The sequence below is a fragment of the Bradyrhizobium sp. LLZ17 genome, assembly GCF_041200145.1.
Taxonomy (GTDB): domain Bacteria; phylum Pseudomonadota; class Alphaproteobacteria; order Rhizobiales; family Xanthobacteraceae; genus Bradyrhizobium.
In genome coordinates this window covers 5,460,364-5,486,156 of sequence record NZ_CP165734.1, presented here as the reverse complement: position 1 = coordinate 5,486,156, position 25,793 = coordinate 5,460,364, and the positions used below count along the sequence as shown (strand labels likewise).

17 protein-coding genes and 4 pseudogenes are annotated in these 25,793 nt (G+C 64.2%); 14 read left to right on the top strand and 7 right to left on the bottom strand.

Features of this window, described 5'->3' with window-relative positions:
- Nucleotides 1–232: 232 nt before the first annotated feature.
- Nucleotides 233–1,793, top strand: a pseudogene (locus tag AB8Z38_RS26335) (winged helix-turn-helix domain-containing protein).
- Between the two features lie 211 nt (nucleotides 1,794–2,004).
- Here the strand turns inward: AB8Z38_RS26335 and AB8Z38_RS26330 are convergent.
- Both AB8Z38_RS26330 and mddA read right to left on the bottom strand, forming a co-directional pair.
- A complete protein-coding gene (locus AB8Z38_RS26330; protein WP_369720649.1) occupies nucleotides 2,005–2,427 on the bottom strand; it encodes a GFA family protein in 423 nt (140 codons plus the stop codon).
- A 115-nt stretch (nucleotides 2,428–2,542) separates the two neighbouring features.
- A pseudogene (mddA, locus tag AB8Z38_RS26325) lies at nucleotides 2,543–3,332 on the bottom strand (methanethiol S-methyltransferase).
- 133 nt (nucleotides 3,333–3,465) lie between these two features.
- On the opposite strand from mddA, the gene AB8Z38_RS26320 reads away from it, so the two are divergent.
- From AB8Z38_RS26320 to AB8Z38_RS26300, 5 genes are all read left to right on the top strand, one after another.
- Complete coding sequence (locus tag AB8Z38_RS26320) at nucleotides 3,466–5,016, top strand: winged helix-turn-helix domain-containing protein (RefSeq protein WP_369720648.1); 1,551 nt, start codon at nucleotides 3,466–3,468, stop codon at nucleotides 5,014–5,016.
- Between the two features lie 281 nt (nucleotides 5,017–5,297).
- On the top strand, nucleotides 5,298–6,848 hold the full coding sequence (locus AB8Z38_RS26315) for an ABC transporter substrate-binding protein (protein ID WP_369720647.1): 1,551 nt from the start codon (nucleotides 5,298–5,300) through the stop codon (nucleotides 6,846–6,848).
- A 199-nt stretch (nucleotides 6,849–7,047) separates the two neighbouring features.
- Nucleotides 7,048–8,019 carry an ABC transporter permease gene (locus AB8Z38_RS26310; protein WP_369726612.1) on the top strand — a complete coding sequence of 324 codons (972 nt, stop codon included), beginning with the start codon at nucleotides 7,048–7,050 and terminating at the stop codon, nucleotides 8,017–8,019.
- Nucleotides 8,016–8,855, top strand: a complete 840-nt coding sequence (locus tag AB8Z38_RS26305; protein ID WP_369720646.1) for an ABC transporter permease — start codon at nucleotides 8,016–8,018, stop codon at nucleotides 8,853–8,855. The genes AB8Z38_RS26310 and AB8Z38_RS26305 overlap by 4 nt, the downstream gene beginning before the upstream one ends.
- Before the next feature lie 2 nt (nucleotides 8,856–8,857).
- Nucleotides 8,858–10,477, top strand: coding sequence for an ABC transporter ATP-binding protein (locus tag AB8Z38_RS26300; protein ID WP_369720645.1), 1,620 nt, complete (start codon nucleotides 8,858–8,860; stop codon nucleotides 10,475–10,477).
- Nucleotides 10,478–10,494: 17 nt separating this feature from the next.
- Here AB8Z38_RS26300 and AB8Z38_RS26295 read toward each other — a convergent pair.
- Nucleotides 10,495–10,765 (bottom strand): annotated as a pseudogene (locus AB8Z38_RS26295) (hypothetical protein).
- Between the two features lie 342 nt (nucleotides 10,766–11,107).
- Here AB8Z38_RS26295 and AB8Z38_RS26290 point away from each other — a divergent pair.
- The gene (locus tag AB8Z38_RS26290; protein ID WP_369720644.1) at nucleotides 11,108–11,272 is read left to right on the top strand and encodes a hypothetical protein; all 165 of its coding nucleotides are present in this window, start codon (nucleotides 11,108–11,110) and stop codon (nucleotides 11,270–11,272) included.
- Nucleotides 11,269–11,478 carry a hypothetical protein gene (locus AB8Z38_RS26285; protein ID WP_369720643.1) on the top strand — a complete coding sequence of 70 codons (210 nt, stop codon included), beginning with the start codon at nucleotides 11,269–11,271 and terminating at the stop codon, nucleotides 11,476–11,478. The genes AB8Z38_RS26290 and AB8Z38_RS26285 overlap by 4 nt, the downstream gene beginning before the upstream one ends.
- Before the next feature lie 23 nt (nucleotides 11,479–11,501).
- Here the strand turns inward: AB8Z38_RS26285 and AB8Z38_RS26280 are convergent, their stop codons facing one another.
- Nucleotides 11,502–11,792 (bottom strand): hypothetical protein, encoded by a 291-nt coding sequence (locus AB8Z38_RS26280; RefSeq protein WP_369720642.1) that lies wholly within the window; start codon nucleotides 11,790–11,792, stop codon nucleotides 11,502–11,504.
- A gap of 295 nt (nucleotides 11,793–12,087) precedes the next feature.
- Between AB8Z38_RS26280 and AB8Z38_RS26275 the strand changes: the two genes are divergently transcribed.
- From AB8Z38_RS26275 to AB8Z38_RS26265, 3 genes are all read left to right on the top strand, one after another.
- The gene (locus AB8Z38_RS26275) at nucleotides 12,088–12,408 is read left to right on the top strand and encodes a hypothetical protein (RefSeq protein ID WP_369720641.1); all 321 of its coding nucleotides are present in this window, start codon (nucleotides 12,088–12,090) and stop codon (nucleotides 12,406–12,408) included.
- Nucleotides 12,409–12,630: 222 nt separating this feature from the next.
- Nucleotides 12,631–13,356, top strand: a complete 726-nt coding sequence (locus AB8Z38_RS26270) for an outer membrane protein (RefSeq protein WP_369720640.1) — start codon at nucleotides 12,631–12,633, stop codon at nucleotides 13,354–13,356.
- Between the two features lie 180 nt (nucleotides 13,357–13,536).
- Nucleotides 13,537–15,678 carry a methyl-accepting chemotaxis protein gene (locus tag AB8Z38_RS26265; protein ID WP_369720639.1) on the top strand — a complete coding sequence of 714 codons (2,142 nt, stop codon included), beginning with the start codon at nucleotides 13,537–13,539 and terminating at the stop codon, nucleotides 15,676–15,678.
- 863 nt (nucleotides 15,679–16,541) lie between these two features.
- Here AB8Z38_RS26265 and AB8Z38_RS26260 read toward each other — a convergent pair.
- Nucleotides 16,542–17,216: a transposase gene (locus tag AB8Z38_RS26260; RefSeq protein ID WP_369720638.1), complete on the bottom strand. Its 675-nt coding sequence runs from the start codon at nucleotides 17,214–17,216 to the stop codon at nucleotides 16,542–16,544.
- A gap of 531 nt (nucleotides 17,217–17,747) precedes the next feature.
- Between AB8Z38_RS26260 and AB8Z38_RS26255 the strand changes: the two genes are divergently transcribed.
- From AB8Z38_RS26255 to AB8Z38_RS26245, 3 genes and pseudogenes are all read left to right on the top strand, one after another.
- A complete protein-coding gene (locus tag AB8Z38_RS26255) occupies nucleotides 17,748–18,809 on the top strand; it encodes an MBL fold metallo-hydrolase (RefSeq protein ID WP_369720637.1) in 1,062 nt (353 codons plus the stop codon).
- A 400-nt stretch (nucleotides 18,810–19,209) separates the two neighbouring features.
- Nucleotides 19,210–20,439: a 5-aminolevulinate synthase gene (gene hemA, locus AB8Z38_RS26250; protein WP_369720636.1), complete on the top strand. Its 1,230-nt coding sequence runs from the start codon at nucleotides 19,210–19,212 to the stop codon at nucleotides 20,437–20,439.
- Between the two features lie 312 nt (nucleotides 20,440–20,751).
- A pseudogene (locus AB8Z38_RS26245) lies at nucleotides 20,752–24,263 on the top strand (NahK/ErcS family hybrid sensor histidine kinase/response regulator).
- Between the two features lie 3 nt (nucleotides 24,264–24,266).
- On the opposite strand, the gene AB8Z38_RS26240 reads toward AB8Z38_RS26245, so the two are convergent.
- Entirely contained in the window at nucleotides 24,267–25,298 is a 1,032-nt protein-coding gene (locus tag AB8Z38_RS26240) for an alpha/beta fold hydrolase (RefSeq protein WP_369720634.1), read from the bottom strand.
- 33 nt (nucleotides 25,299–25,331) lie between these two features.
- On the bottom strand, nucleotides 25,332–25,751 hold the full coding sequence (locus AB8Z38_RS26235; RefSeq protein ID WP_369720633.1) for an organic hydroperoxide resistance protein: 420 nt from the start codon (nucleotides 25,749–25,751) through the stop codon (nucleotides 25,332–25,334).
- Nucleotides 25,752–25,793: the final 42 nt, after the last annotated feature.

The following is a 25,793-nucleotide window of genomic DNA, read 5'->3' as shown; positions in this document are numbered from 1 at the left end:
TCCGGGCTCGCGCTTCCGCGCCCCCGGAATGACGAGAGCGAGCGTAGTCGGCGACAATTTGACCGACATCGCCACATTTTAATTCAGGTTGCATTCCTCCGTAAATGGCATGGCAGCCATCTCGCGATTGCCGTGAACCGGACAGACATCCCAGCGGACTCACAGACTCGGTGCGAAATCCATTTTGATTTCATCATTGCCCGATGTTTGTAGCGAGGTCTGAGTTTTCGACGTGCAGTTTCTGTTCCGGGATCACCTTCTCGACACCGACCGCCGCGAGCTGAGCCGCGAGATGGTTCCCGTTGCCGTGGAGCCGCAGGTTTTCGATCTCGTCGTCCACCTCATGGAAAACCGCGACCGGGTGGTGAGCAAGGACGAGCTGATCGACAAGATCTGGCACGGCCGCAGCGTCTCCGAATCCACCCTCACCAGCCGGATCAACGCGGCGCGAAAGGCAGTCGGCGACAGCGGCGCCAGCCAGGCGGTGATCCGCACCATCGCGCGCAAGGGCTTTCGCTTCGTCGGCGACGTCGAGACGAAATCCGGTGCAGCCGCGACCAGCCTCGAACATGCGGCCAAGGCGCCGCAGGTCACGCTTGCGCTGCCCGAGCGGCCTGCGATTGCCGTGCTGCCCTTCACCAATATGAGCGAAGACCGCGAGCAGGACTATTTCTCCGATGGGATCAGCGAGGACGTCATCACCGCGTTGTCGAAGCTGCGCTGGTTCTTCGTCGTCGCGCGCAACTCCTCCTTTGTCTACAAGGGCCGCGCCGTGCACATCCACGAAATCGCGCGCGAACTCGGCGTGCGCTACGTGGTCGAAGGCAGCGTGCGGCGGAGCGGCGACCGCGTGCGCATCTCGGCGCAGCTCAACGATGCCGTGACGGGGAGCCATCTCTGGGCGGAGCGCTACGACCGCGAGCTCGCCGACATTTTCGCCGTGCAGGACGAGATCACCGAGGCGATCGTCGCAGCGATCGAGCCGCAGCTCTACGCCGCCGAGAGCTTTCGCGCGCAGCAGAAGCCGCCGGGCAACCTGGATGCCTGGGACCTCGTGATGCGGGCGCTGTCGCATTACTGGCGCATCACGCGCGAGGACAATGCGGTCGCGCAGGCACTGCTCGGGAAGGCGACCGCGATCGATCCCGCCTATGGCAAGGCACTGGGCCTGCTCGCGACCAGCCACATCTTCGGCGCGCACATGGGCTGGGCCGATCTGGCCGCGACCCTCCCGGTCGCCGAGCGCGCCGCGCATGCGGCGGTGGAAGCCGATCGCGAGGACGCCTGGGCCCATTGCGGCCTCGGCTATAGCTACCTGTTTCGCCGCCGCTTCGATGACGCACTCGCGGAGTTCGAACTGGCGCTGGAGCTCAATCCGAATTTCGCGATGGCGCACGCCTTTCATGGCGTGACGCTGTGTTACGCAGGGAGGTGGCAGGACGGCGATGCCGCCGCGCGCCGCGCGCTACGGCTCAGCCCGCGCGATCCACTCGCGGCGATCTATTGCGGGGTGGCCGCCTATGCCCAGTTCATCGGGCACAATTACGACGGCGCCGTGCAGATGGCGCGCAGAATCGATGCGGCAGCGCGGCGATTTCGTCGGTGCCCATCGCGTGCTGACCGCCGCCACCGGCATGCTGGGGGATCCCGCACTCGCCGCTTCCGCGCTGGAAGGCTTGCGCCGCGCCCAACCAGGCGTCTCGCTGGTCTGGATCATGCGCGAGCTGCCTATGCTGCGGGAAGAGGATCGCGCGCATTATCTGGAAGGATTTCGCCGCGCCGGGTTGAGCTAGATCTCACGCAGCGATGGCGGTGCACCCTCGCCCCTTGTGGGAGAGGGTGGATTGATGCGAAGCATCGAAGCCGGGTGAGGGGTTGTCTCCGCGGATGAAACTCTTAGAGTGAAATCGCGGATAGAACCCTCATCCGGCGCTTCGCGCCACCTTCTCCCACAAGGGGAGAAGGAAGAACACCGTGCGCTTGGCCACGCGTGCACGGTCTCGATTACTCCTGCATCATCTCGCCGCTGCCGCCGAACTCGGCGGGAAAATCCTTCAGCTTGGGCAGGCCGTCGCGCATCGGCAGCACGGTTTCGGAATAGTTGACGTGGACGCCGGGCGCGAAGGCGAGCGTGGGGATGGTGGCGGTGAAGACGTCGATCAGATCGAGCGGCGGATGATTGGTCATGAGATGACCACCGCACTTGCCGCAATATTTGCGCTGGCTCAGTGGCGTCTTGGCAAAGGTCTCGACGTGCTCTGCGCCTTCGGTGATGCGCACGGCTTCCGGCTTCCACAGGCTGAAGGCGTTCACCGGTCCGCCCGACCACGAGCGGCAGGAGCGGCAATGGCAATAGCCCATCGCCGCGGGCTCGCCGGTGACCTCGATGGTGACGGCGCCGCAGAAGCAGTTTCCAACGTGTTTCATTGAGTATTCTCCTTGGATGAACATCAAGCTTGGTTCGGCGAGTGAGTTCCATCTCCTCGCCCTTGGCACTCGGCGCATCCTCCGTTCGGCGGACGCGCCGCGAGGGACTCAACGGCTAGACTGACTTCCGCCAGGGAATAAGCATCGACACCCGTTGCTTGTACTGCCGGTATTCGTCGCCGAACAGGTCGATCAGATCGCGCTCCTCCAGCGCGATGCCAACGAGGATGTAGAGCGTGGTCACGGCCGCAAACAGGAGATGGCCGGCGGTCATGGTCGGCGCCGCCCAGAAGGCGACGATGAAGCCGAGATAGATCGGATGACGAACGAAGTTGTAGAGCAGCGGCGTCTTGAAGCGCGCCGGCGCGGCCTCCTTGCCGACGAGATGATCGGTCACCTGATGCAATCCGAACAATTCGAAGTGGTTGATCAGGTAGGTGCTGAGGAAAACCAACACCCAGCCTGCCAACGACAGCGTGACCAGCGTTACGGCAAGATCCGGATTCGCGACGTCCCATATCACCGTGGGCAGCGGACGCCATTGCCAGAACAGGAGGAGCAATGACAGGCTCGCCAGCAGCACATAGGTGCTGCGCTCGACCGGCTTGGGGACGAACTGCGTCCACCACGCCTTGAAGCGCTGCCGCGCCATCACGCTGTGTTGAATGGCGAACAGCCCCATCAGGAGGAGATTGATGATGACAGCCTCGGCCGTCGGCGTGTCGGTGCCGGTGTCGATGCTTTTCGGCACCACCAACCCCATCACGAAACCGATGGCGTAGAGAATGGTGACGAAAAACACGAGATATGCCGCAATTCCGTACAGAAAAAGCGATGAACTTGAAAGCCTTCGAGCTCGAAACCTCGGGGTGCAGGGAATGAACCTGATGATCAATTTGGGTCATAAGCAGCTCCGTTGTGCCAAATATCGGCACTCCATTGGTTGCTGCACCATGCCGCATCGGACGTGCCGTGACTTTTGCAGACGGTTGATTTTTGCCTGAGACGACTTTGATTTTAGCTTGAGACGACAGAAACGTGCGATTTCTCTTTGAAAACAATGTGCTCGACGGCGAGCTGCGCGAGCTGACATGCGACGGCGCGGCCATTCCGTTGCAGCCGCAGGTGTTCGACCTCTTGCTTTACCTGGTGGCGCAGCGCGCACGGGTGGTCAGCAAGGATGACCTGATCAGCGAGATCTGGAGCGACCGCATCGTCTCGGACTCCGCGCTCAACAGCCGGATCAACGCCGCGCGGAAGGCGCTCGGTGACGATGGCGCGACGCAGCGGCTGATCAAGACGATCCCGCGCAAGGGCTTCCGCTTCGTCGGCGAGGTCCGGGAAGAAGCGGCAGCCGTGCTTGCGCCAGCCGAGGCCACGCCCGCCGTCGCTCGCGTTGTGACCGACCGGCCGGGAATCGCGGTGCTCGCCTTCGAGAACATGAGCGGTGATCCGGCGCAGGAATATTTCGGCGACGGCATCAGCGAGGATATCCTCACCGCGCTGTCGAAGCAGCGCTGGTTCATGGTGATCGCCCGCAACTCGTCCTTCACCTACAAGGGGCGCGCCGTTCACATCAAACAGATCGCGGAGGAGCTCGGCGTGCGCTACATCGTCGAGGGCAGCGTGCGCAAGGCGGACAACCGCGTACGCATCACCGCGCAGCTCAACGACGCCGCCACCGGCAGTCACCTCTGGGCCGAGCGCTACGACCGCGAGCTGGTCGACGTCTTCGCCGTGCAGGACGAGATCACCGAGCGGATCGTCGCGGCGATCGAGCCGCAGATCCATGCCGCTGAGAATTTTCGCGCCCATCGCAAGCCGCCGTCGAGCCTGGATGCCTGGGACCTGCTCATGCGCGCGCTGTCGCACTACTGGCGGGTGACGCCGCAGGACCATCTCGCCGCGCAGACGCTGCTTGAGCGCGCGATCGCGATCGACCCGGATTACGGCCAGGCGTTGTCGGTGCTGGCGGCCAGCCACATGTTCGGCGTGCATCTCGGCTGGGCTGAGCTCGCCACGACGGCACCGATCGCGGAGAGGGCAGCGCTCGCCGCGGTACGTTGCGACCACGAGGACGCCTGGGCCCATGCCGCGCTCGGCAGCGTCTGCTTCTCGACGCGGCGGCTCGCGGACGCGCTGTCCGAGTTCGAGCAGGCGCTCGCGCTCAATCCGAACTTCTCGCTGGCGCAGGGATACTACGCGCTGGCGCTGTCCTATGCCGGGCGATCGAACGATTCGTTCGAGGCGGCGCAGAAGGCGATAAGGCTAAGCCCGCGCGATCCGTCGTTGGCGATCTATCACGGCATTGCCGGCTATGCCCGCTTCACGGAGCGACGTTACGACGAGGCCATCGCGCTCGCGCGCGAAGCGATCCGGCATCGCGGCGACCTCACCGGCGCCTATCGCGTGCTGGCGGTCTCCGCCAGCATGACCGGCGACACCGCGCTCGCCGGGATAGCGCTGGACGAACTCCGCCGCACCCAGCCCAACATTTCGCTGCATTGGATCGCGACGCAATTGCCATGGGCCAATGACAGGGATCGCGAGCATTATCTCGAAGGGTTTCGGCGGGCAGGGTTGCGGTGAGAACCTTTTCTTGTTCTCGCGGGATGAGGGGCGATCGGACGCCGTAGCGTTGATCGATTTAGCGCTGTGGCCGCTTTCGGCCGTCCCGCTGCCTTGAAAGGCCAAAACAGGACGCGCTGTACATTTTTTGTGCGAACACTGTCGAGACTTTCATCTTGCGACGCGGAACGAGACCATGTGAGCCTCGATGCTGGATGGGGACTGGGATGGGCCGGCCGTCGCTTCGCGCGCGAGGACGTTGCGAAGCGGTTACGGCTGGTCTCGCTTGAGAAAGATACGACATGCCGAAACGAGTGTTGCTTGGTGTCCTTCTGGCTTGCGGCGTCACCGCCTCGGCGCTGGCGCAAGAGCCGAAAATGGGAGGCGCGATCAAGGCCGTGATCCAGCCCGAGCCGCCGAGCCTGATGCTTGCGATGGTCCAGAACGGCCCGATCCAGATGGTGTCGGGCAACATCTTCGAAGGCCTGCTGCGCTACAGCCCCAAGCTCGAGCCGCAGCCGGAACTGGCGGAGAGCTGGAGCATCAGCGAGGACGCCAAGACCTACACGTTCAAGCTCAGGAAGGGCGTGACCTGGCACGACGGCAAGCCCTTCACATCCGCCGACGTGCTGTTCTCGATCGAGATGCTGAAGCAGACCCACGCGCGTGCCCGCAACAATCTGGTGCAGGTCGACAAGGTCGAGGCGCCCGACGACTACACCGTGGTGTTCACGCTGAAGCAGCCGTTCGGGCCGTTCCTCGGCATCTTCGAGGTCGGCTCGATGCCGATGGTGCCGAAACATCTCTATGAAGGCACCGACTGGAAGACCAACCCCTACAACAACGCGCCGGTCGGCACCGGCCCCTTCATGTTCAAGGAATGGCAGAAGGGCTCGTTCATCCGCCTGGTCAAGAATCCGAACTACTACGAGAAGGGAAAGCCCTATCTCGACGATATCTACTGGCAGGTCATCCCCGACGCCGCCGCACGCTCGGTGGCTTACGAGACCGGCAAGGTCGACGTGCTGCCCGGCGGCTCGGTCGAGAATTTCGACGTGCCGCGGCTCTCGAAGCTGAAGGACACCTGCGTCACCGGCGCGGGCTGGGAGTTCTTCTCGCCGCTGGCCTGGCTGTGGCTAAACAATCGCCAGGGTCCGCTCGCGGACAAGCGGGTGCGACAGGCGGTGATGTACGCGATCGACCGCGATTTCGCCAAGGACGTGATCTGGAACGGGCTCGGCAAGGTCGCGACGGGCCCGTCGGCCTCGACCATCAAATACTACACCGACGACGTGCCGAAATATCCCTACGATCCCGCGAAGGCGAAGGCGCTGCTGAAGGAAGCCGGCTACAAGGGCGAGAAGATCCGCATCTTGCCGCTCGCTTACGGCGAGACCTGGCAGCGCTGGGGTGAGGCCGTGAAGCAGAACCTCATGGATGTCGGCATGAACATCGAGACGATCTCGACCGACGTTGCCGGCGGCAACCAGAAGATCGGCGATTGGGACTACGACATCGCCTTCACCTATCTCTACCAATATGGCGATCCAGCCCTCGGCGTCGGCCGCAACTACGTCTCCAGCGCCATCGCCAAGGGCCAGGTCTTCAACAATGTCGAGGGCTACTCCAATCCCGAGATCGACAAGTTGTTCGCCGACGGCGCGGTCGCAACGCCGGATTCCAAGCGCAAGGAGATCTACGAGAAGGCGCAAAAGATCCTGGTCGAGGACGTGCCGGTGGCCTGGATGCTGGAGCTGCAATTCCCGACCATCATGCGTTGCAACGTCAAGAACCTGATCACCACGGGGATCGGGGTCAATGACGGCTTCAAGGACGCATGGCTCGAGAAGTGAGGGCGTGCGCTCCGAACTCCCCTTACCCCTCCCGCTTGCGGGAGAGGTCGCTTCGCTCGAAGAGCGTAGCGGGTGAGGGTTCTCTCCTCCTGGCAATCCCTCTGCGGAAGCACCCCCTCTCCTGCCCTCCCCCGCAAGCCGGAGAGGGAGCGCACCGCCGCCGCGGCCGCGACCACCCCGATTTCATCCCTATTTGATCATGCTCTCCTTCGTCGCTCAACGTGTCGTGAAAGGCATCATCGTGCTGCTCGCGATCGTCGTTCTCAATTTCTTCCTGATCCGGCTGGCGCCCGGTGACCCCGCCGTCGTGATGGCCGGCGAGGCCGGCGCCAGTGACCAAGTCTTCGTCCAGCAATTGCGGGAAAAGTTCGGCCTCGACAAGCCGCTGCCCGAGCAGCTCTTCATCTATGTCAAGGGCATCGCTAATCTCGACCTCGGCTTCTCGTTCCGCCAGCAAGCGCCGGTGTCGAAGCTGATCATGGAACGGCTGCCGGCGACGCTGCTGTTGACGCTCACGGCATTCGCGATTTCGCTCGTCCTCGGCGTCCTCTTCGGCACCTTCGCCGCGCGTTTTGCCGGAACTTTCCTCGACACCGCCATCACCGTGTTTGCACTGATCTTCTACGCCATGCCGATCTTCTGGGTGGCGCTGATGGGAATCCTGCTGTTTTCGGTCACGGTCGATTGGCTGCCGAGCTTCGGCTACGAGACCGTCGGCGCCAACCTCACCGGCCTTGCCCATATCATCGACGTCGGTGCGCATCTGATCATGCCCGCGATGACGCTCGGCCTGTTCTTCATGGCGACCTACACCCGCATGACGCGTGCCTCGATGCTGCAGGTGCAGCGGCTCGACTTCGTCAAGACCGCGCGCGCCAAGGGCCTCTCCGACGCCGTGATCCAGCGCCGCCACGTGCTGCGCAACGCGCTGCTCCCCGTCGTGACGCTTGCCGGCGTGCATGCCGGCACGCTGATCGGCGGCGCCGTCATCACCGAAACCGTGTTCGCCTGGCCCGGCATCGGGCGTCTGATGTACGACGCGCTGTTGCAGCGGGATTACAATCTGCTGCTCGGCGTGTTCGTGACCTGCTCGGTCATGGTCCTGATCTTTAACCTCATCACCGACCTGGTCTATCGCCTGGTCGATCCGCGCATCGAATACGCCACATGAAACAGTTCTGGAAATCGATGCTGAAGAGTCCGAGCGGCGTCATCGGGCTCGTCATCCTGCTGCTTGCGATCTCGGTCGCGGTGTTCGGGCCGCTACTGTTCCCGAACTCGCCCTGGCGGATGGTGCAGCGGCCTTTCCTGCCGCCCTTCACGCTCTCGACCGTGCCGCTCGGGACCGACGCGCTCGGCCGCGACGTCTTTGCCGGCATGATCTTCGGTGCGCGGGTGTCGCTGCTGGTCGGCCTCATCTCGACGTTGGTGGCGCTGATCGTCGGCGTACCGATCGGCGCGATGGCCGGCTATTTCGGCGGCCGGGTCGACGACGCCCTGATGCGCTTCACCGAATTCTTCCAGACCATTCCGAGCTTCGCGCTCGCGATCGTGCTGGTCGCAATCCTGCAGCCCTCGATCTATTCGATCGTGACCTCGATCGCGGTGGTGAGCTGGCCGCCGGTCGCCCGCCTCGTCCGTGGCGAAGTGCTGTCGCTGCGGACGCGGGAATATGTCCAGGCGGCCGTGGTGACCGGCCAGAGTAACAGCTGGATCATCCTGCGCGAGATCCTGCCCAATGCGCTGTCGCCGGTGATCGTGCTGGCCTCGCTGATGGTCGCGACCGCGATCCTGCTGGAATCCTCGCTGTCGTTCCTCGGCCTCGGCGATCCCAATCTGATCTCCTGGGGCTACATGGTCGGTGCCGGCCGCACCGTGATCCGCCAGGCCTGGTGGATCACCGTGTTTCCCGGCGTCGCCATCCTGATCTCGGTGCTCGGCCTGAACCTGATCGGCGAAGGCCTCAACGACGCGCTCAATCCGCGCTTGTCACGGGAGGGGCGCTGATCATGACCGCGCCGCCCGCCGTTTCCATCACGAACTTGCGGATCGCGCTGCCCAAGGGCGGCGAACGTCCTTTCGCGGTCGACGGCGTCTCGCTGGATCTGCGACCGGGCAAAATCGTCTGCGTCGTTGGCGAGTCCGGCTCCGGCAAATCGATGTGCGCGCATGCGCTGATGGGCCTGCTGCCTGATACGGTCGACATCGCCTCCGGCGAGATCCAGTTCGAAGGCCGCGACCTGCTCAAGCTCGATGACAACGGCTGGCGCGATTTGCGCGGCCGCCGGCTCGCGATGATCTTCCAGGAGCCGATGACCGCACTCAATCCGTTGATGCGGATCGGCGACCAGATGGCCGAGATGTTCGAGGCCCACGGCCTGCTCACGCCGAAGGAGCGCCGCGCCAAGGCCCTGTCTCTGGCACGCGAGGTCGGCCTGCCCGACCCCGAGCGCATCGTGCGCGCTTATCCGCACCAGCTCTCCGGCGGCCAGCGCCAGCGCGCCATGATCGCGATGGCGCTCGCGCTCGAACCGGCCGTGCTGGTCGCTGACGAGCCGACCACCGCGCTCGACGTCACGACGCAGGCGCAGATCCTCAAGCTGATCCGCAACCTTCAGCGCAACCGCAACATGGCGGTGATGTTCATCACCCACGATTTCGGCGTGGTCGCCGACATCGCCGACCAGGTCTTGGTGCTCCGGCATGGCAAGGTCGTCGAGGAAGGCCCAGCCAGCGCCGTCTTCAACAATCCGCAGCACGACTACACCAAGGCGCTGCTGGCCGCGGTGCCGACGATGGCCCCGCCGTCGCGCGCGCCGCTCGACGATCGGGCCAAGGCCGTCGAGGTGATCGGGCTGGACAAGACCTACGTCACCTCCGGCGGCTGGTTTCGCGAAGACCGCCGCGTCGATGCCGCACGCGAAGTCAATTTCACGATCCTCAAGGGTGAGACGCTCGGCCTGGTCGGGGAATCCGGCTCCGGCAAATCGTCGGTGGCCCGTCTCGTCATGCGGCTGATCGAAGCCGACCGCGGTACGGTGCGGATCGGCGACACCGATCTCACCCGGCTCGCGGGCAAGGCGCTGCGAGCCGAGCGCCATCGCATCCAGATGATCTTTCAGGATCCGTTCGCCTCGCTCAATCCGCGCCGCAAGATCGGCCACATCATTGCCGACGGCCCGATCGCGGCCGGTACAGATCCAAGAATGGCGTTCGACCGCGCCCGCGATCTCCTCAAGATGGTCGGGCTGGACGCCGGCGCGCTCGACCGCTATCCGCATGAATTCTCCGGCGGCCAGCGCCAGCGCGTCGGCATCGCACGCGCGCTCGCGCTGGAGCCCGAGATCATCGTCGCCGACGAAGCCGTCTCCGCGCTCGACGTCTCCGTACAGGCACAGGTCTTGAGGCTGCTCGAAGACCTCAAGGCACGCCTCGGCCTCTCGATGCTGTTCATCACCCATGATCTTCGCGTGGCGGCGCAAATCTGCGACCGCATCGCGGTCATGCAGCGTGGCGCTATTGTCGAGCTGAAGCCGACGGCTCAGCTCTTCGCAATGCCCGAGCATCCCTATACACGCGAGCTGCTGGCAGCGGTGCCGGGACAGAAGGAACGCGCGCCGGCAGCGTAGGTCAGCTGGTCGCGGCTCTACTTGGTCCGAGGATTCGTGTTGTTCCAGGTCGGGACTGAATTGGTCACACCGACGGAGGGCTGATTGGACGTTCCGACCGACGGCGCCGTCACCGTCCCGACAGTCTGCCCCGAACTTCCAAACGTCCCTTGCTGTACCGGTGCTCCGGTGCGCCCGCTGGTGCTGCTCTGTGCAGGCGTCCCCGACGTTTGCGCGTTCACAGCGAACGGTGCAGCAGCAGAATCCGAGCGCGACGAGTGCCGCAATGGAGCGTTTCGTTCCTGTCATGGCTGATCCTTTCGGGTGCGATCTCTCAATCGCGACGGCCGTTCGTCAAGGCGAACCACTCGTGCACTGAGTAAACTGACAACTCCACCCGCGCGAAAATGTGCCCCCGTGCCGCCCCGACGTGGGGCTCAACACTTCATCACGATGCTGCGAAGCGAGTCCGGGCGGATAGATGATCGGCGCATCATCAAGGTATCCCGCTCCGCCCCAGGAACGGAATAGTCACGAGCTTTTTATCCCTCGTGACCGCCTGCGCGGCTGCGCGGCCCGAGCCGGCACCCCACATGCGAATAAAATTATTTCCATCATCTCATGATGGATCGAGGATTTATTGGAGCCGACATGGGCCAGATTATTCAGTTTGTCTCGAAATCCGAGCGCGAGCGCATTCGCCTCATTCAGGAAGCGCGTGCGATTTATGACAGCATTTTCCCGTCGACTGATCCGGCCGGCGAGCAGCCGGGCGGAGCCAGTGCGCACCAGAACGACAGGGGCAACCTCGCGTGATCAAGATCATTGCCGGCCTCTGCAATCTTGCCTCACCGGCGAGTTGTCACGAGCAGATCGTCACCACGTCGGACTTCGCCGATGTCTCGATGCAGTCCTGCCTGATGGGCGCGCCGCAACTCGCGGAGTGGATGACCCAGCATCCAGCCGAACGGCTGGCTGGATGGCGCTGCGTGATGGGTCAGCAGGGCGGCCGAGGCGCCTGAGGTGAGAGACCGCGGGTCTCTCCTCATCTGACGGGCGGGTTGGTGTTGCTCCAGGTCGGGACTGAGTTGGTCACGCCGACAGATGGCCAGTTATAAGTTCCGATCGAAGGTGCCGTAACCGTCCCGACCGACTGGCCCGACGACCCGTAGGCGCCGGGCTGCGGCGCGGTCACTCCGGGGCTTCTATAGGTTGGGGCCACGACGGTCGTCGTCGAATGCCTGCTGGATCTGTGCCGCTTGGCTTCAGCCGCAAAGGGGGCCACCACCAGCCCGATGGTGATGCACGCCGCGATGGCGAGCCTGGTTGCCGTCATGGCTCATCCTTTCCTGATGCGAGGCGTCCATTGGCCGGACAGCCTCCGTAGACGCCGAGCTTACAACGCCATCTGTGCGGAAATGTGCCGAATGCCGACAAGCCGAGCATCACTGCCGCTTCGGATAAATGGATTGAACGACATCTCCCGACAGGGGCAGCTTGAACACGGGCCTGCGATTTCCCTCGCTGACGCTCGACCGGCGCGGACACACTAGCACGATCATGTCTGCCTTCGGATCGACCCGAATCAGCGTTACTGCATTCACCTCGACGACGTCGCGTATCGAGGTGAGATGACGGGCACTGAACTGAAGCAATTGCGGGCCGACCTGTCCGAGGTGCTCGGCCGGGAGCTCACGGTCGCCGACATGGCAAAGCTGTGTGGCCTGCCGGCGGCGACCGGCGCCGTCACGATCAGGCGCTGGGAAGTGAGCGGCCCGACCGTGGCGGCGACCAAAGTGCTTCAAGTGCTCGCGATGGCGAGCGAGCGCTATCCGATCATGGAAAAATTCGACGTCTTCGACCGCCACGACGTCCGCGAGGAAGACCGACCCGCAAAGCGCGCGGCGTTCCGCGAGCAGATGCGCGACGAGGCGCGGCGGCGTCTTGGTTAATGAAAGCCGCGCACAAGTTACGCGACGGCTCTCGAATTAAGTCTTCCTTCAGCATTTCTTAAGCGGCCATTAAGCACAAAAGCATTTGCAGCCCAACAAGTTAGGTTGGGGGCCGCAGTGCCATGGATGTGACAGCATTTTCGTCAAAAGCGAGCTATCTGCAAAACCAACGACGGCGCTGAAAGCGCGCCCGCCGGGGACAAAGTGTTGGAGTTCAAGACTATGAAGAAGATTCTGTTTGCGACCGCGGCTCTGCTCGTGCTGGGCGCGGCTGCGCCGGCCGTCGGCGCCGATCTCGGTGCCCGGCCCTATTACAACAAGGCTGCGCCGGCCTATGCCGCGCCGATCTACAACTGGACCGGATTCTATATCGGTGCGCATGTCGGCGGCGCGTTCTCCAGCGACAACAATTTCAACGGCCTCTCCACCGGCAACAACGGCAACGGCCGTTTCCTCGGCGGCTTGCAGGCCGGCGCGGACTGGCAGCTCAACCCGAACTTCGTGGTTGGCGCCGAAGCCCAGTATTCCTGGCTCTCCGGCAATGTCGGCGCGGTATTCCCGGGCGGTGTCGCCTACACCAACGACCAGCGCGGCCTCGGCTCGATCACCGGCCGGGTCGGCTACACCTGGGGTCCGGGCCTGCTCTACGTGAAGGGCGGCTACGCCTATTCCGACAACAACGAGAAGGTGACCGTCGGCGGCGTGCCAACCGCCTTCGTCATCACTGGCGATCACCGCAACGGCTACACCGTCGGCGCCGGCCTCGAGTACATGTTCGCCCCGAGCTGGTCGGCCAAGGCCGAGTACCAGTATTACAATTTCGGCGACGCGCACTTCACGGGCGGCCCGCTGGCAGGCACCGGCAACTTCACCACCGACGACCACACCATCAAGGCGGGCGTCAACTACCGCTTCAACTGGGCAAACTCGACCGTCGCGCGCTACTGATCGCGCGTCACGATCTGTTCACCATCAAGGGCCGGCCCCGTTGCCGGCCCTTTCTTTTTTCGTTGTGCTTTTTTCGTTCTGCGGAACTGGCACAAGCAATTGGGCAACTTGCGATTTTTTAACCCGCCCCGGACATACTCCGCGCCGAAAACAAGAGAGTGCGGGTGTGGGGGAATTTCGATGGCGATCCGTCTGAGCCTTGGTCGTTTCAAGCCTCGTTTCAAAATGCCGAAAATGGGCCTGCGCGGTAGCCTGTTCGCGGCCTTCGCGGTGATCGCGGGTATGGCCCTGGTGATCGCAGCCGGCGCCGGCCTGGTGTTCAACCATCTGGGCTCGACCATGATGGATCTGAGCGGCCGCGACATTCCGCGGCTCTCCGCAAGCCTTCAACTCGCCTCGCAAAGCGCAACGCTCGCCGCGCAGGGTCCGGGCGTGCTGGCGTCGCCCACCGACGAGGCGCTGAACGAGCGCACCAAGAAGGTGCAGGAGATCCAGCAGCTCGCCATGGCCAAGCTCGGCGAGATCATCGAGCTCGGCGCCGACAAGCAGATCGCGACCGCGCTCCGCGACAACGCCAAGAGCATCGACGAGGCGACCCAGAGCCTGGTATCGGCCGCACGCGAGCGGCTCGACACCGGCGCACTGCACGACAAGCAGTATGAAGCGCTGCGCAAGGCGCAGCTCGCCTTCGTCGGCGCGGCCGGCCCCGCGATGCTGGATACGCAGACGCGGCTGAACGCCATCCTCGGCGCCGTCGACCTCTCCGCGGACGATGCCACCGAAGCGGCCCGCACGGTCGCCCAGATCTCGACGGTCTCGGCCAACGGCAATCTGATGGCCGCCGACATGATGGCGGCGCTTTCGGCCAACAACAGCGATACGCTGGAGGCGATCGAGAAGGAGTTCAAGACGACGCGCGATCGCGTCAAGTCCAACCTCGAGGACTTGCCGAACATACCTTCGATGCAGGCGGTGCGCGATACCATCCAGAAGCTGTTCGCCTTCGGCGAGGGCAAGACCGGCGTGTTCAAGATCCGGCAGAAGGAGCTCGACTCGATCGACTACGGCCAGACCATCCTGGACGAGACCCGCAAGCTCAATGTCGGCCTCGGCATCAGCGTGCAGCAGCTCGTCGACGGCGTGCAGAAGGAGACCAACGCGTCGACCTTCCAGGCACGGCAGGAGATATCGCTCGCGACCACGGCAATGCTGGCGCTGGGTGCGCTGACGCTGGTGGGCTCGGCGCTGTTCGTCTGGCTCTATGTCGGCCGCAGCATCCTGCGGCGGATCCGCGAGCTCCAGCGCGCGATGCAATTGCTCTCGGCCGGCGACCTCGACACCGAGATCGTCCGCTCCAGGCAAAATGACGAGATCGGCGCGATGAAGGAGACGCTGACCGTGTTCCGCGACAGCATGATCGAGGCCCGGGCGCTTGCGAGCGAGCAGGACAAGGATCGTGTCGCCGAGGCCGAGCGGGCCGCGCATATGGAGGCGAAAATCGCCGAGTTCGAGGGCGCGATGCGGTCCGCACTCGACAATCTCGCGCAGTCGGCCAACTCGATGCAGTCGACCGCACAGAGCATGTCGACCACAGCCGACCAGTCCAACGCGCTGGTGAATGCGGTGGCTTCGGCCGCCGAGGAGACCTCGGTCAACGTGCAGACCGTCTCATCCGGCACCGAGCAGCTGTCGTCCTCGATCGAGGAGATCAGCAAGCAGGTGGTGACCTCGGCCGCGATCGCCAGGAAGGCGGTCGACGAGGCCGGCGCCACCGACGCCACGATGCAGACGCTTGCCGACAGCGCGAGCCGCATCAGCGTCGTGGTCGACCTGATCCAGACCATCGCGTCGCAGACCAATCTGCTCGCGCTCAACGCCACCATCGAGGCGGCGCGCGCGGGCGAAGCCGGCCGCGGCTTCGCGGTGGTCGCCTCCGAGGTGAAGAGCCTCGCGAGCCAGACCGCCAAGGCGACGGAGGAGATCCGCACCCAAATCGCCAGCATGCAGCAGGTCACGACGTCTGCCGTCGGCGCCATCCAGGGCATCGGCCGCATCATCGGCGAGATCAACGACGTGACCACGACGATTGCAGCGGCCGTCGAGGAACAGGGCGCGGCCACCCGCGAGATCGCCCGCAACATCCAGCATGCGGCCGGCGGCACCAGCGAGGTTTCCAGCAACATCGTCGGCGTCTCGACGGCCTCGGCCGAAGCCGGCGCGGCGGCGAGCGAGGTGCTGGGCGCATCGGATGCGCTCCGCCGCGAGGCCGACATGCTGCGCGGGGAGATCGACGCGTTCCTCAACAACATGCGGGCGGCGTAAGCGCCGTTCCGCAGCCCGGATTGCGCTACGAAGCGTAATCCGGACTAAGGACATCAGAACAGGAAAAGCCCGAGAACACCGAAGTTGATCCGCGGGCTCCCTCCCTCCTTTGCCGGGCCGGGAGCCGCCCTTCCAAAAAAATCGAAAACAACCCCATGCACAGTAGCCGGGGCACTGAACTCATTGGACTAATGCTCCTCGGCCGGCGACCCGCATCGGCTGCGCGCGTGCGTCGTTGACTCGTCGGGCAAAACACTGGCAGAATGGCAAAATCGAAAGTTCGTCACACCCGCGCGGAGCAGTCCGCCGCGGGTTTTTTTATGTCGGAGCACAGATTGCCATGATCAAAGTATCGCCTTCATCCACCGCAGTCAGCAACACCACCCTAGCAGTGAAACCAGGATCGGATTTGGATAGCTGGCCCCGCTGGATTCGTGAGGCGCTTGCAATCCAGCCTGGGAGCACAGCGATCGCACACCCCGATGTCGAAACGGCGCCAGCGCGCGTCGATCCTGGGAGCGTACGAATTCTAAGTCGCGCGCCGTCCTCACCTAGCAGGCCTTGATTAGGAAAAGCTTCTGTCGATTGTTGCGCGCACTGTCGCTGTAACCCCTCTCTCACTTACGGGGTGCAGTCCAGTAGTGTTGCTAGGATACCCGTTAGAATTACGGTGACAGTGCACTTAATTACCGCCAGAGCTCAATCGTCCTCCGGTGCCGACGGCTTGGGCCCGCGCTTGGCCGGCTTGAGGAGACGCCCGGTCTGGCGCTCGATGCGGGCGATGAAGCGGCTGTCTCCCAGCGGTCGGCCGATGCTCTCTGCGGCACGCAGTGCGCCGAACAGGGATTACGGTGACAGTGCATTTAACTTTTCTCGCGATCCACGCGCGGCTTCGGCCCTCGCTTGGCCGGCTTGAGAACGCGCTTTGTCTTCCGCTCGATCATATCCAGGAACTTCGGATTGCCGACCGGGCGACCGATGGTTTCGGCACCGCGTAGCTGCGCGATCATGCCAGCCTCGCTCTCCTCGGACAGAAAATGCGAAAAGTCCGGATAGCGTTCGCGGATCGGCGCGATCGCGGTGATGCCGTCGTCGCGGCCGCCGATATGGGCGCGGACGCTGGACCAGCGCCAGTCGCGCGCCCGTTCGACGAGCCGAGCCCTCACCGGATTGAGGGAGACGTAGCGCAGCGCAGCAGCGAGGTGCGCCTCGTCCATCGCCACGCAACCGAAACGGCCTTGCCAGAAATGGCCGGTGCGCTTGCGGCGGGCGTGGATGATGCCGGCGTAGCGGCGATGCACGGGGGCCAGGGCGCGGCGTAACCCGTCGGCGTCGGACGGCACGAGGATCAGATGCACATGGTTCGGCATCAGACACCAGGCCCACACCTCGACCCCGGCCGTATGGCAGCTCGCCGCGAGCAGGTCGCGATAAAGGGCATAGTCGCTATCGTCAAAGAACGTGCGCGCGCGGCCATTGCCGCGTTGCGTGACGTGGTGTGGATGACCGGGAATGACGACACGGGCAAGACGGGCCATGCCGCAATATGACCGAAGAAGCGTGGGGCGTCAATTAAATGCACTGTCACCGTAATTCTGCGCGCCCGGCCATTGCCGCGCTGGGTGACATGGTGGGGATGGCCGGGGATGACGACACGAGCAAGACGAGCCATGCCGCATCATGCCAGCCGAACCGGGCCGGCGTCAATTTAATGCACTGTCACCGTAATATCCGGGCCGGCGTCAATTTAGTGCACTGTCACCGTAATAAATTCTGACGGGAGATTTCAACAAGCACACCACGACGTCAGCACAGATCCGTTGGGGCGCGTACGGGACGACCGGATCTCCAGATATTTCCATCTATACCTACGGCTGGATCGATCACCGCGGTCGAGACCAGTGAGGTTCAGCCTCGACCGCCGCTTAACCACGATATCGGACCTGTAGCCGGGAATGGAGCGCGGCGAAATCCGGGCTACGGAAAACTGCCGGAATGACGGCTATGCGGGCCGCTTTAGCGTCCTTTTTCGGCTGGCGCGCCGTGGCGAGCGGGTTTAAGCCGGTGGCATGAACGCAAAAACCGATATCGCGCAGTCCTCCGCCGAGGCCCTGCGCTACCCTTGGGAGCAGCATCCCGGTCCCGAAGAGGTCGTGGAGGTGCGGCCCGGCGTGTTGTGGGCGCGGCTGAAGCTGCCGTTCCGCCTCAACCACGTGAACATCTACCTGCTCGCCGACGGCGAGGGCTACGCGATGGTCGATGCCGGCTTCGGCAACGAGGAGTCGATCGAGGCCTGGACAAAACTGTTCGAGGGTCCGCTGAAGGGCGTTCACATCACGCGGCTGATCGTGACGCATTCGCATCCCGACCATGTCGGCCTCGCGGGCTGGATCGTCGAGCGGTTCAATTGCCCGTTGGTGATGTCGCAGGTCGAGTATCTGCAATCGGTCTATCACCAGAACCGCGGCACCGAGGAACGGCGCGAGGCGCAGCGGCTGTTCTTCCGCCGCCACGGCATGGACGAGTCGCTCACCGAAAAGCTGCTCGGCCGCGGCCAGGATTATCTCAAGCGCGTCTCGGTGCTGCCGCCATCCTACCGCCGCATCTCGCATGGCGACGAGGTCGTGATCGGCGCGCGTCGCTTCAAGGTGATCACCGGCGGCGGGCACGCGCTCGACCAGGTGATGCTGTATTGCGCCGACGACAAGCTGTTCCTGTCCGCCGACCAGGTGCTGAGCAAGATCTCGCCCAATGTCAGCGTCTGGGCGGTCGAGCCGGACCAGAATTCGCTCGGCGAATATCTGGCCTCGCTCGCAAGCCTCACCACCACCCTGCCCTATGATTTGCTGGTGCTGCCCGGCCACGGCGTGCCGTTCTACGGGCTCAAGACCCGCATCAAGCAGCTCGCCGATCACCACGAGGAGCGCTGCCGCCTGATCGCGGAAGCCTGCCGCGAGGAGCCGCAGACCTCGCGCGCATTGGTGCCGGTGGTGTTCAACAAGCATGTGCTGGACGAACACCAGATGGGCTTTGCCGCCGGCGAACTGGTCGCTCACGTGAACTACATGATCGTCGAGGGCAGGCTCACGGCCGAGACACAGGACGGCGTACTGCGCTTCAGGACGACGTGAGGGCTCACTTCACCTCGCCCCGCTTGCGGGGCAGGGCAGTCGCATGTGGCATTTTGGACGGCGTGAGCGCGCGCCTCGTCCTTCGAGACAACCGCTTCGCGGTCTCCTCAGGATGAGGCTAAGCGGCAATCGGAGCTCGTTGAAACTGCTGCCGCACACTCGGTCCTCATCCTGAGGGCCCGCCAAAGGCGGGCGTCTCGAAGGATGGCCACAGATACCGCACAGCAACATGGGCGATCCCGCCGGTCGTTTTGACCCACATCAAGCCGCCGCGCCCGCGATGGGGCATTTTGCCCAAATGCCCTTCGGGTTCAAATGTGGGATAGCGCATAGACATTAGAGTTGGAAAAGCTCTAAGAGGATGCGAGCCCCTGATCAGGTTCCGTTGCAGGTTTTGCCGATGGATTACAGCGAGTTCTTCAATTCCGCCCTTGATCGCCTGCACGCCGAGCGGCGCTACCGCGTATTCGCTGACCTCGAGCGCATCGCCGGCCGGTTCCCGCATGCGCTCTGGCACTCGCCCAAGGGCAAGCGCGACGTGGTGATCTGGTGCTCGAACGATTATCTCGGCATGGGCCAGCACCCCAAGGTGGTCGGCGCCATGGTCGAAACCGCGACGCGCGTCGGCACCGGCGCGGGCGGTACCCGCAACATCGCCGGCACCCATCATCCGCTGGTGCAGCTCGAGGCCGAGCTCGCCGATTTGCACGGCAAGGAAGCCGCGCTGCTGTTCACGTCCGGCTATGTCTCGAACCAGACCGGCATCGCGACCCTCGCCAAGCTGATCCCGAATTGCCTGATCCTCTCGGACGAGCTCAACCACAATTCGATGATCGAGGGTATCCGCCAGTCCGGTTGCGAACGGCTGGTGTTCCGGCACAACGACCTCGCGGATCTCGAACGCCTCTTGAAGGCCGCAGGTCCGAACCGGCCGAAGCTGATCGCCTGCGAAAGCCTCTATTCCATGGACGGCGATGTCGCCCCGCTCGCAAAAATCTGCGATCTCGCCGAGAAGTACGGCGCGATGACCTATGTCGACGAGGTCCACGCCGTCGGCATGTACGGCCCGCGCGGCGGCGGCATTGCCGAGCGCGACGGCGTCATGCACCGCATCGACGTCCTCGAAGGCACGCTCGCCAAGGCGTTCGGCTGCCTCGGCGGCTATATCGCGGCGAACGGACAGATCATCGATGCCGTGCGCTCCTACGCGCCGGGCTTCATCTTCACCACCGCGCTGCCGCCGGCGATCTGCTCGGCCGCGACCGCGGCGATCAGGCATCTGAAGACCTCGAACTGGGAGCGCGAACGCCACCAGGACCGCGCCGCCCGCGTCAAGGCGATCCTCAATGCCGCCGGCCTCCCGGTGATGTCGAACGACACCCACATCGTGCCGCTGTTCATCGGCGATGCCGACAAGTGCAAGCAGGCTTCCGACCTTCTGCTCGAAGAGCACGGCATCTACATCCAGCCGATCAACTATCCGACCGTTGCCAAGGGCACCGAACGCCTGCGCATTACGCCCTCGCCCTATCACGACGACGGCCTGATCGATCGGCTCGCCGAAGCGCTGCTGCAAGTGTGGGACCGCTTGGGTCTGCCGCTGCGCGAACAGTCGCTGGCGGCGGAGTAGCTCGGGGTCGTCCTGGCCTAGTGCGAAATTGCGCACGGGAGCCAGGACCCATTACCCCGATTGCGAATTGTTGCGGCTCGCTGACGCCACTTGGGTGCCCATCACCATGTGCTGTGGTTATGGGTCCTGGCTTTCGCCAGGACGACGTTGGGGTTTGCGGCTTAACGACAACACCAGTTCCCGCCCCTGCAAGGCATTTCGCTGTCGCTTGCAGCCCGCCGACGCGCTAGATTTGCTTGAAATTCGCTTGGAAATTTACTTGGACAATGAGATCGGGCGCGGAGCTGTGGCGCCCTGGGAGAGTCCTCCGCAATGCTCCACGATTGGGGCGTGATCGCCGCCGCCTTCGGCTATATCGGCTTCCTGTTCCTGGTGGCGAGCCATGGTGACCGCCGCTCGCCGGCCGGGCGCGGCCGCGCCTCCGGGCTGATCTATCCGTTGTCATTGGCGATCTACTGCACCTCCTGGACGTTCTTCGGCTCGGTCGGCTTTGCCACCCGGACCTCGACCGACTTCCTCGCGATCTATCTCGGCCCGATCCTGATGATCGGGCTCGGCGCCGGGGTCCTGCGTCGCGTGATCCAGCTTGCGAAAGCCCAGAACATCACCTCGATCGCCGACTTCATCGCTGCGCGCTACGGCAAGAGCCAGGCGGTGGCGGCAACGGTGGCGCTGATCGCGATCATCGGCTCGGTGCCCTACATCGCGCTCCAGCTCAAGGCGGTCGCCTCCTCGCTCGAAGTCATCCTGAGCGAAGACCAGGCCTTCTCACATATTCCGGTCATCGGCGACGTGGCGCTGATGGTGACGCTGGCGATGGCCGCCTTCGCCGTGCTGTTCGGCACGAGGCACACCGACGCCACCGAGCACCAGCACGGCCTGATGCTGGCGGTCGCGACCGAATCCATCATCAAGCTGGTCGCATTCCTTGCCGCCGGCATCTTCGTCACCTTCTGGATGTTCTCGCCGCACGAATTGATCGAGCGCGCCATGAAGACGCCGGAGGCGGTGCGGGCGATCAACTATTCCCCGTCGATCGGCAACTTCCTCACCATGACGCTGCTGTCGCTGTGCGCGATCATGCTGCTGCCGCGCCAGTTCCACGTCAGCGTGGTGGAGAATTCATCGGATGCCGAGGTCGGCCGGGCGCGCTGGTTGTTCCCGCTCTACCTCGTCGCCATCAACCTGTTCGTGATCCCGATCGCGCTCGCCGGCCTCATCACGTTCCCGTTCGGTGCTGCCGATCCCGACATGTACGTGCTCGCACTGCCGATCGAGGGCGGCGCCAACCTGCTCAGCGTCGCCGTCTTCGTCGGCGGCCTGTCGGCGGCCACCGCGATGGTGATCGTCGAATGCGTCGCGCTCTCGATCATGGTCTCGAACGATCTGGTGGTGCCGCTGGTGTTGCAGCGAAGGCCCGACGGCCGCACCGGTGGCGTTGATTTCGGCGACTTCCTGCTGCGTTCGCGGCGGCTCGCGATCTTCGCCATCATGGTGATGGCCTATTTCTACTATCGCGCGCTCGGCAATACGCAGCTCGTGGCGATCGGCCTGCTGTCCTTTGCCGCCATCGCGCAGCTCGCACCCAGCTTCTTCGGCGGCCTGTTGTGGCGCCGCGCCCACCGCCCGCGGTGCCATCGGGGGCATGCTGGTCGGCTTTGCGGTGTGGCTCTACACGCTGTTCATCCCGAGCTTCATGGACACCTCGACCTCGGGCATCCTGCTGCTGCAGCATGGCCCGTTCGGCATCGAGGCGTTGCGGCCGCAGGCGCTGTTCGGCGCCGACCTGTCGCCCCTGATGCACGGCGTCGTCTGGTCGCTCTCGCTCAACATCCTCACTTATGTGCTGCTGTCTCTGGCGCGGCAGCCTTCGTCCATCGAGCTCGTGCAGGCTGATCTGTTCGTGCCGATCACGCTCGCCCCGATCGCTCCGAACTTCCGCCGCTGGCGCACCACCATCACGGTGCAGGATATCCAGACCACGGTCGCGCAATATCTCGGGCCCGACCGCGCCCGGCATTCCTTCGAGGCGTTCTCGGCCCGGCGCAATGTGCGACTGGAGCTGGCGGCACCCGCCGATTTCGAGCTGTTGCAGCACGCCGAGCATCTGATCGCCTCCTCGATCGGTGCGGCGTCCTCGCGGCTCGTGATGTCTCTGCTGCTGCGCAAGCGGACGGTCTCGGCGAAAGCTGCGCTAAAGCTGCTCGACGACTCCCATGCGGCGCTGCATTTCAACCGCGAAATCCTTCAGACCGCGCTCAACCACGTGCGCCAGGGCATCGCGGTGCTCGATGCCGACCTGCAACTGATCTGCTCGAACCGGCAGTTCGGCGAACTGCTCAACGTGCCGCCGCATTTCATCCAGTTCGGCACGCCGTTACGCGAGATCCTGGAATTCATGGGCGTGAGCAATCCCGACGATCCGGTCGAGCGCGAAGCCATGCTGGAGCGGCGGCTTGCGGCCTACACCACCGACGGTGAGCCCTATCTGGAGCGCCTGCCGGAACGCCACATGGTGATCGAGATCCTGACCAACCGCATGCCGGGCGGCGGCTTCGTCATTACCTTCACCGACGTCACGCCCACCTTCGAAGCGGCCGAAGCGCTGGAGCGCGCCAATGCCACGCTGGAAAAGCGCGTGCGTGATCGCACCGAGGAACTGACCCGGCTGAATTCGGAGCTGGCGCGCGCGAAGAGCTCGGCGGAGGACGCCAGCATCTCCAAGACGCGCTTCCTCGCCGCCGCCAGCCACGACATTCTCCAGCCGCTGAACGCGGCGCGGCTCTATGTCACGAGCCTGGTCGAGCGCCAGCACAGCGGCGAGGAGACGCGGCTGGTCGAGAACATCGACGAGTCGCTCCAGGCCATCGAGGAAATCCTCGGCGCGCTGCTCGACATCTCGCGGCTGGATGCCGGCGCCATGACGACCTCGATCTCGAGCTTCAAGATGGCCGATCTGATGCGCTCGCTGGAGATCGAGTTTGCTCCGGTCGCGCGCGCCAAGAACCTCGAGCTCGCCTTCGTGCCCTGCTCGCTGCCGGTCAGAATCGGACCGGCTGCTGCTGCGGCGGCTGTTGCAGAACCTGATCTCCAACGCGATCAAATACACCCCGCGCGGGCGCGTGCTGGTCGGCTGCCGCCGCCGCGGCGCCTCGCTCAAGATCTGCGTCTACGACACCGGCGTCGGCATCCCGACGCTCAAACGCGGCGAGATTTTCAAGGAATTCCACCGTCTCGAGCAAGGCGCACGGATCGCGCGCGGGCTGGGGCTGGGACTTTCGATCGTCGAGCGGCTGGCGCGCGTGCTCAACCACGGCATCGCCATCGACGCCAATGCCGGCGGCGGATCGTTGTTCTCCGTGACGGTACCGACCGCGAAGGCGGTGACGCTCACCGCGGCGGTGACCAGTGCAACGCCGCTGGCGCGCACGCCGATTGCGGGCGCGCTGATCGTCTGCATCGAGAATGATGCCGCGATCCTCGACGGCATGCGCACGCTGTTGAAGGCCTGGGACGCCGAGGTGATCGCGGTCGCCGATCCCGAAGGCGCCATCGCCGCGATCGAAGCCGCCGGCAAACGCGTCACCGGCCTGCTCGTCGACTATCACCTCGACCGGGGCAACGGCATCGCCGCCATTCGGGACATCCGCCGCCGCTTCGGCGATACCATCCCGGCGATCCTGATCACCGCCGACCGCAGCCCCGCCGTGCAGATGGCCGCGCGCGAGGAAAAGATAGCCGTGCTGAACAAGCCGCTGAAGCCGGCTTCGCTCCGCGCTTTGCTCGGGCAATGGCGAACGCAGCAGATGGTGGCGGCGGAGTAGCGATCAGGCGCCCCCATCGGCGTCGATGACAGCCTTGGCAATGGCTTGCGGTGCTTCCTGGGGCAGGTTATGTCCGACGCCGCCGGTGACCAGACGATAGTCGTAGCGCCCGGAGAACTTCTTGGCATAGGCGGTGGGATCGGGGTGTGGCGCGCCGTTGGCGTCGCCTTCCATCGTGATCGTCGGCACATCGATGACCGGGGCTGCCGCAAGCTTCTTTTCGATCTCCTCGTACTTCGCCTCGCCTTTGGCGAGCCCGAGCCGCCAGCGGTAATTGTGGATCGTGATCGCGACGTGGTCCTTGTTGTCGAAGGCTGCCGCGCTGCGATCGAAAGTGGCGTCGTCGAACTTCCACTGCGGCGAGGCCAGCTTCCAGATCAGCTTGGCGAAATCATGCGTATACCTCTCGTAGCCGGCGCGACCGCGTTCGGTCGCGAAATAGAACTGGTACCACCATTGCAGCTCGGCCGCCGGCGGCAGCGGTGCGCTTCCCGCAGCCTGGCCGGAGATCAGATAGCCGCTGACCGACACCAGCGCGCGGCAGCGCTCCGGCCACAGCGCCGCGATGATGTCGGCGGTACGCGCGCCCCAGTCGAAGCCGGCAACGACCGCCTTCTTGATGTCGAGCGCATCCATCAGCGCGATGATGTCGACCGCCAACGCCGCCGGCTCGCCGTTGCGCGGCGTCTCGCTGGAGAGAAAGTGCGTCGAGCCATAGCCACGCAGATACGGGATGATCACGCGATAGCCGGCCTGCGCCAGGATCGGTGCGACATCGACGAAGCTGTGAATGTCATAGGGCCAGCCGTGGAGCAGGATCGCCACCGGGCCGGTCGCGGGACCGGCTTCGGCGTAGCCGACGTTCAGCACACCCGCATTGATCTGCTTGATGGTACCGAAGGAGGCATTCGTTACTGAGGGTCGCGGTGTCTCCGTCTCGGCGCGCGCAAGGTCGATCACACCGAGACCGACGGCGACGGTCCCGGCTGCCACGCCGAGAAACTGGCGGCGATGCTGGTCGATGATCTGTTTCATGGTCTTGATATCCTATTGATGGTTGTCGAGTCGTCAGATCAGATCGACGCTGACGTCGATGTTGCCGCGAACGGCCTTTGAGTAAGGACAGGTCTGGTGCGCCTCATCGATGAGATCGCGCGCGACCTCGCGATCGAGGCCGGGCAGGCTGACACCGAGCCGGGCCCTGAGCGCATAGGCGCCCTTGACGAGGACGAGATCGATCTCGGCATCGATTGCGCATTTGCTCGGAAGCACGATTTTCCGTTTGCGAGCTGCGATCTCCATCGCGCCTTCGAAGCAGGCGGACCAGCCGGCCGCGAACAATTGCTCGGGATTGGTGCCGATGCCTGCGCCGCCCGGCGGCGACAACTTCACATCCAGGCGGCCGTCGGAGCTTCGCGACATGCCGTCCTGGCGACCACCGGTGGTGTGGGTCCGGGCCGTGTAGAGGATTTTTGCCGTCTGGCTCATCAGGATCTCCTTGCTGTCACGCAAATGACCTACCAGCCGCCG